Origin of the sequence: Shinella zoogloeoides (assembly GCF_030733845.1) — a bacterium.
Taxonomy (GTDB): Bacteria; Pseudomonadota; Alphaproteobacteria; order Rhizobiales; family Rhizobiaceae; genus Shinella; species Shinella zoogloeoides_C.
The window spans coordinates 3,690,712-3,697,500 of sequence record NZ_CP132311.1 but is presented as its reverse complement, the minus strand read 5'-3'; the positions used below and the strand labels follow the sequence as shown (position 1 = coordinate 3,697,500).

The 6,789-nt window shown below is 66.4% G+C and carries 7 protein-coding genes (1 of these 7 only partly in view); 5 read left to right on the top strand and 2 right to left on the bottom strand.

The window, feature by feature from the left end:
* From hrpB to Q9316_RS19105, 3 genes are all read left to right on the top strand, one after another.
* Positions 1-508, top strand: the final stretch of a protein-coding gene (hrpB, locus tag Q9316_RS19115; protein ID WP_306033143.1) for an ATP-dependent helicase HrpB. The gene continues 1,961 nt to the left of window position 1, outside the view; 508 of the gene's 2,469 nt are visible here — the last part of the coding sequence; its start codon lies off the left edge, out of view; the stop codon is at positions 506-508.
* Between the two features lie 29 nt (positions 509-537).
* A complete protein-coding gene (locus Q9316_RS19110) occupies positions 538-1,839 on the top strand; it encodes an ActS/PrrB/RegB family redox-sensitive histidine kinase (protein ID WP_306033142.1) in 1,302 nt (433 codons plus the stop codon).
* Between the two features lie 76 nt (positions 1,840-1,915).
* Complete coding sequence (locus Q9316_RS19105) at positions 1,916-2,485, top strand: ActR/PrrA/RegA family redox response regulator transcription factor (protein WP_306033141.1); 570 nt, start codon at positions 1,916-1,918, stop codon at positions 2,483-2,485.
* A 220-nt stretch (positions 2,486-2,705) separates the two neighbouring features.
* Here Q9316_RS19105 and Q9316_RS19100 read toward each other — a convergent pair whose 3' ends face one another.
* Positions 2,706-3,236: an MmcB family DNA repair protein gene (locus tag Q9316_RS19100; RefSeq protein ID WP_306033140.1), complete on the bottom strand. Its 531-nt coding sequence runs from the start codon at positions 3,234-3,236 to the stop codon at positions 2,706-2,708.
* Between Q9316_RS19100 and Q9316_RS19095 the strand changes: the two genes are divergently transcribed.
* Together Q9316_RS19095 and Q9316_RS19090 are read left to right on the top strand one after the other, a co-directional pair.
* Positions 3,235-3,552: a hypothetical protein gene (locus Q9316_RS19095; RefSeq protein WP_306033139.1), complete on the top strand. Its 318-nt coding sequence runs from the start codon at positions 3,235-3,237 to the stop codon at positions 3,550-3,552. The two genes, Q9316_RS19100 and Q9316_RS19095, sit on opposite strands and share 2 nt — an antisense overlap.
* A 63-nt stretch (positions 3,553-3,615) precedes the next feature.
* A complete protein-coding gene (locus Q9316_RS19090; RefSeq protein WP_306033138.1) occupies positions 3,616-4,278 on the top strand; it encodes a L,D-transpeptidase in 663 nt (220 codons plus the stop codon).
* 284 nt (positions 4,279-4,562) lie between these two features.
* Here the strand turns inward: Q9316_RS19090 and Q9316_RS19085 are convergent, their stop codons facing one another.
* Positions 4,563-6,731, bottom strand: coding sequence for a malate synthase G (locus Q9316_RS19085; RefSeq protein WP_306033137.1), 2,169 nt, complete (start codon positions 6,729-6,731; stop codon positions 4,563-4,565).
* Positions 6,732-6,789 lie beyond the last annotated feature (58 nt).

The window sequence follows — 6,789 nt, the reverse complement described above, 5'->3', positions numbered from 1 at the left end:
CCACCGTTCGATCGGCGAGCCCTGGCCGGATACGAGCGAGGCGGCCTTGCTGGCGCGGCTCGACGACTGGTTCGTTCCGTTCCAGGAGGCGACACGCGGCCTCGACGACATCAAGCCGGCCAGCCTTCAGGAGGGGCTGATGGCGCTGGTGCCCTACGAGGCGCAGCGCGATCTCGCCCGCCTCGCCCCCACCCATTTCGAGGCGCCGACCGGCCAGCGCCACCCGATCCGTTACGACGGCGACGAGCCAGTGCTGGAAATCCGCGTGCAGGAACTGTTCGGTCTTAAGCAGCACCCGGCCATTGCCGGCGGGCGGCTGCCGCTGCTGCTCGAGCTCCAGTCCCCCGCCCATCGCCTGATCCAGACGACGCGCGACCTGCCCGGCTTCTGGGCGGGCTCCTGGCGCGATGTCCGGGCGGACATGCGCGGGCGCTATCCGAAACACCCCTGGCCGGAAGATCCGGCCGCGGCGACACCGACGACGCGCGTCAAGCCGCGCGGCACATGAGACAGGGCACCGGAAGGAAGGACGAGGAGATGACAGGCTACCAGGATATCGACTTCGAGGGCTCCGGCCGGCGCCTTCGCCTCGAAACGCTCATCCGCCTGCGCTGGCTGGCGGTGGCGGGCCAGACGATCAGCGTCATCGTCGTCGCGCTGTGGCTGGATTTCCCGCTGCCGCTGCTGCCGGCCTCGGTGCTGATCGCGCTGCTGGCGGCGGTGAACTTCTTCCTTGCCGTGCGCTTTCCCCCGGCGCACCGGCTGACGCCGACCTCCGCCTTCCTGCTGCTCGCCTTCGACCTCTGCCAGCTGACGGCGCTGCTCTTCATCACCGGCGGCCTTGCCAATCCCTTCGCGCCGCTCGTCTGCGTGCCCGTCATCATCTCGTCCTCGCTGCAGCCGGTCCGCTTCAGCCTGACGCTCGGGGGGCTCGCCGTTGCGGGCATCACGGCGCTCGCCTTCACGCCCTTCCCGCTACCCTGGTTCCCCGGCACGCTGCTCGTCGTGCCGCCGATCCTGACGGCCGGCTTCTGGTTCGCCATCGTCTCGACCACGGCCTTTGCCGCCTTCTATTCCTATCGCGTGTCGCAGGAGGCGGCCGAGCTTTCCGATGCGCTCGCGGCGACCGAACTCATCCTCCAGCGGGAAAAGCACCTTTCGCAGCTCGACGGCCTTGCCGCGGCGGCCGCGCACGAACTCGGCACGCCGCTCGCCACCATCAGCGTCGTCGCGCGTGAGATGGAGCGCGAGCTCGGCACCGACGAGCGCTTCAAGGAAGACGTGCAACTGCTGCGCAGCCAGAGCGAGCGCTGCCGCGACATCCTGCGCCGGCTCACCACCCTTTCCACCGAGGACGAGGCGCATATGCGCGTGCTGCCGCTGTCTTCCCTCATGGAGGAGGTGCTGGCGCCGCACCGCGAATTCGGCATCACGCTCAACCTGGTGGAGAACGGCGACCGGGCGAGCGAACCGGTCGGCAACCGCAATCCCGGCATCCTCTATGGCCTCGGCAATCTGCTGGAGAACGCTGTCGACCATGCCCGCGAGGAGGTGACCGTCACGGTCGGCCACACACCGGAACGCGTGACGATCGTCATCGAGGACGACGGCGACGGCTATGCGGCGGATATCCTCCAGCGCATCGGCGACCCCTACGTCACCAAGCGCCAGAAGGACGAGCGGGCCGGCGGGCTCGGCCTCGGCCTCTTCATCGCCAAGACGCTGCTGGAGCGCTCGGGCGCCCGGTTGACCTTCGGCAACCGCACCGGCGACCGGCCGGGGGCGCGGGTCTCGGTCGATTGGCCGCGGGCGCGCATGGAGGCCAAGGGCGCAAAATGACTTTACCCGCCGCATCTTACGGGTGATAAGCTGATCCCGATCAAGAATGGACGAAAATACGCCACGGAAGACGAAAATGGCTGAAAACAACGAAGTTCACGCGGCAGCGGATGATATCGGGCCGGATCCCACGCTTCTTCTCGTCGATGACGACGCCCCGTTCCTGCGTCGTCTCGCGCGCGCCATGGAGACGCGCGGCTTTGCCGTCGATACCGCCGAATCGGTGGCCGAGGGCATTGCGAAGGCCAAGACCAACCCGCCGAAATATGCGGTGGTGGACCTTCGCCTCGGCGACGGCAGCGGCCTCGACGTGATCGCCGCCATCCGCCAGCGCCGCGACGACACCCGCATCATCATGCTGACCGGCTATGGCAATATCGCGACGGCCGTCAACGCCGTGAAGCTCGGCGCGGTCGATTACCTCGCCAAGCCCGCCGATGCCGACGACATCTTCGCCGCATTGACGCAGCGCCCGGGCGAGAAGGCGGAACTGCCGGAAAACCCGATGTCGGCGGACCGCGTGCGCTGGGAGCACATCCAGCGCGTCTACGAGATGTGCGACCGCAACGTCTCCGAGACAGCGCGCCGCCTCAACATGCACCGCCGCACGCTCCAGCGCATCCTGGCCAAGCGCGCGCCGAAGTAGCGGTCTTTCGCCGGCGCTTACGGAAAATCCCCTGCCGCGGCATCGCCGCTTTCCCCTTCTCCCCTCGGGGAGAAGGTGGCCCGAAGGGTCGGATGAGGGGGCTTTCACGACTTCTCACGTCCTGCGCCCCCCTCATCCCGCTGCCGCGACCTTCTCCCCGAGGGGAGAAGGGGGAGGTGGCACCCTTTGGTTTCCCTATGTGATGGTCTTGCGGCCTGCTTCACGCCGGCTCGTCGCGGCGCCCCGAGACGATGGCGGAGATGTCGGGCCCGTCGCGCCGTGCATCCATGGCGAATTCCGCAAGCAGCAGGCGGCCTGCGGCGACGCGGGCGAAGGCGAAGGTCACGGACTTTCGCGTCGGCGCCGGCAATTTGTGTTCCGGCGCCTCGCGCAGCATGTGCGCGCCGTAGCCGTCGGAAAGGATGAGGCCGCAGTCCTCCGGGAAGATGTCGAGCGGCACCTCCTTGTGGGTGGCGAAGAACAGCCGGTCGCAGTGCCGGCGGTAATCCGGCCATTTGCGGTCGACGCGGAAATCCTCGATCGACGTCTTGATCTCGACGATCCAGATCTCACCCTTGTCGGACAGGCTGATCAGGTCGGCGCGCCGGCCGCTCGCCAGCGTCAGTTCCGGCAGCACGGCGTGGCGCATGTCCATCAGCATGCGCTGCACGCCACGGCGCACCATCATGGCACGGTCCGACTGGCGGCCGTCGAGCAGCGGATTGTCGTTGTGCAGGGAAACGATCGTCATGTGGGTCCACCTCGGCGAATCGCATTCTACCGCCAAACGGCTCTCCAGCCGCCCGAAAAAGTTAAGGCGGCGGGCCGGCGCGGGCCGGCCGGAAGACTTCGTTAACCGCACCGCGCGGTTCCTGTGCGGCTTCAAGGCAGGTGGCGGGAAGAGCATTGAACGGCCGGCGAAGGCATGCTTGGCATGGATCGGGCGCGGCGAAAGCGGCGGGAAGCGGGTATTGTTGTTGCAAAAAAGCAATCACCGGGCTTTTTGCTTCGGCGCAGGCCCGAGCTACGGCGCACGCACTTGCATTGACTGGTTTAATCGAAAATAAACCATGATCGATGAAAGTTCTGCGTCCTGGAACTTCTTAATTCCTTGATCTTAAGAGAATCTCATGCGCTTCCGCAATGCCCTCCTTCTGTGCGGCCTCGCAGCGGCCGTCACGCTCGCCGGTTGCTCTTCTTCCTCCACGTCCGGTCCGGGCGAAAAGGTGGCGACGAATGCTATCTTCACATCGGATTATGGCGCTGTTGAGGACAATGGCTATGCCCTGCCGGCGATCCCGATCAACCGCGTGAACGAGAAGTTCCACCGCCAGATCGTCGATTACGCCACCAAGGAAAGGCCCGGCACGATCATCGTCAATACGCCGAACCGCTTCCTTTACTACGTGCTGCCCGGCGGCAAGGCCGTGCGCTACGGCATCGGCGTCGGCAAGTCGGGCTTTGCCTGGCAGGGCGAGGCCTATATCGCCTGGAAGCAGGAATGGCCGAGCTGGCACCCGCCGAAGGAAATGGCCGACCGCAAGCCGGAAGTCGCCCGCTACGTCAAGGACGGCATGGGCCCGGGTCTGAAGAACCCGCTCGGCGCACGCGCGCTCTACCTCTTCAACGAGAAGGGCCAGGACACGCTGTTCCGCCTGCACGGCACGCCGGAATGGGCGTCCATCGGCACGGCCGCGTCCTCGGGCTGCATCCGCCTGATGAACCAGGACATTATCGACCTCTACAAGCGCGTGCGCCCCGGCACGAGCGCCCGCGTCGTCGTCCAGCAGTAAGCGGACGCATCGATATAAAGAAGAAGCCGCCGGATCGCTCCGGCGGCTTCTTTCGTTTGGCTTGCCATAGAACCGCGATTGGGCTCGCCTTCTCCCCAATCACTGCCGTCATCCTCGGGCTTGACCCGAGGATCCACACAACAAACTCAGGGTGTGCCATAGGGCATGGATCCTCGGGTCAAGCCCGAGGATGACGGAGGAGAGGTGTGCGGCCGGTGCTCCAAAGGTGCCGGCCGGTATGGGAAGGGGCCGGGCCGCTTGAGCGTCCCGGCCCCTTCGCGTCTTCAGCGCCCGGCCGCTTTCAGCTCCAGGCGGCGGCGGTGCAGGACCGGCTCGGTGTAGCCGTTCGGCTGCTCGCGGCCCTTCAGCACCAGCTCGACGGCGGCCTGGAAGGCGATCGAGCCGTCGAAATCGGCGGCCATCGGGCGGTAGAGCGGATCGCCGGCATTCTGCCCGTCGACGACGGCGGCCATGCGCTTCATCGTCTCGATGATCTGGGCCTCGGTGATGACGCCGTGATGCAGCCAGTTGGCGAGGTGCTGGGCGGAGATGCGCAGCGTCGCGCGGTCCTCCATCAGGCCGACATCGTTGATATCAGGCACCTTGGAGCAGCCGACGCCCTGGTCGATCCAGCGCACGACATAGCCGAGGATGCCCTGGGCATTGTTGTCGAGCTCGCGCTGGATCTCTTCCGGCGTCCAGTTCGGGCGCACCGCGACCGGTACCGAGAGGATGTCGGAGAGCTTGGCGCGCGGGCGGGCGCGGAGCGAGGCCTGCACGTCGGCGACGTTGACCTTGTGGTAGTGCGTCGCGTGCAGCGTCGCGGCGGTCGGCGAGGGCACCCAGGCGGTGTTGGCGCCGGCCTTCGGATGGGCGATCTTCTGCTCCAGCATCGCCGCCATGAGGTCCGGCATGGCCCACATGCCCTTGCCGATCTGCGCATGGCCGGACAGGCCGCATTCGAGACCGATATCGACGTTCCAGTTCTCGTAGGCGGAAATCCAGGCGGCCTGCTTCATGTCGCCCTTGCGGATCATCGGACCCGCTTCCATCGAGGTGTGGATCTCGTCGCCGGTGCGGTCGAGGAAGCCGGTATTGATGAAGACGACGCGCTCCTTGGCGGCGCGGATCGCTTCCTTGAGGTTGACCGTCGTGCGGCGCTCCTCGTCCATGATGCCCATCTTCATCGTGTTCGGCGCCATGCCGACGGCGGCCTCGACGCGACCGAACAGCTTGGAGGCGAAGGCGACCTCCTCGGGGCCATGCATCTTCGGCTTGACGACATACATCGAGCCGGCCGGCGAATTCTTGCGGCGGCCGTTCGGGCCGACGTCGTGCAGCGCGATCAGCGCCGTGACCATGGCGTCCATGATGCCTTCCGGCACCTCGTTGCCGTCGCGGTCGCGGATGGCCGGGTTGGTCATGAGGTGGCCGACATTGCGCACCAGCATCAGCGAGCGGGCGCGCGCGGCATAGGTCGAACCGTCGGGCGCGGTATAGTCGCGGTCGGGGTTGAGGCGGCGGGTAAAGCTCTTGCCGCCCTTCACGACCTCTTCGGAAAGGTCGCCCTTCATCAGGCCGAGCCAGTTGCGGTAGACGACGACCTTGTCCTCGGCATCGACGGCGGCGACGGAATCCTCGCAGTCCATGATCGTGGTCAGGGCCGATTCGATCGCGACGTCGGAAATATGCGCCGCGTCGTCCTTGCCGGTCGGCGTCGTGGCGTCGATGCGGATTTCGATGTGCAGGCCGTTGTTGCGCAGGAGCACGGCCGTCGGCGCGGAGGCGTCGCCGAGATAGCCGGCGAACTTCTTCCCGTCGGCAAGGCCCGTTGTGCCACCGGCCGTCAAAGCGACGACGAGCTTGCCGCCGTCGATGGAAAGGCCCGCCGCATCCCGCCAGGACGCGCCGGCGAGCGGCGCGCTTTCGTCGAGGAAGCCGCGCGCCCAGGCGATGACCTTTGCGCCGCGCTTGGGATTGTAGCCCTTGCCCTTCTCCGCGCCGTCCGTTTCCGGGATCGCGTCCGTGCCGTAGAGCGCATCATAGAGCGAGCCCCAGCGCGCATTGGCCGCGTTCAGCGCATAGCGCGCGTTCATGACGGGAACGACGAGCTGCGGGCCGGCCACGCTGGCGATCTCTGGATCGACATTGTCCGTCGTCACGCTGAAGTCGCCGCCTTCCGGCAGCAGGTAGCCGATCTCGCGCAGGAAGGCTTCGTAGGCCGCCATGTCGGACGGCGCGCCGTTGGCGCGGTACCAGCCGTCGATCTTCTCCTGCAGCGCATCGCGCTTGGCAAGCAGCGCGCGGTTTTCCGGCGCGAGGTTGTGCACGATGGCGGAGAAATCGGCAAAGTAGCGTTCGGCGTCCACGCCGGTGCCCGGAAGCGCCTCCTCGACGATGAAATCATAAAGGGCGCTATCGATCGAAAGGCCGGCTTTTTCCGTATAGGTCATTTGAAAAGCTCCGAAGGGCGGGACGATTTGGGGAGTATCCCGAACGCTGCCACTTTCC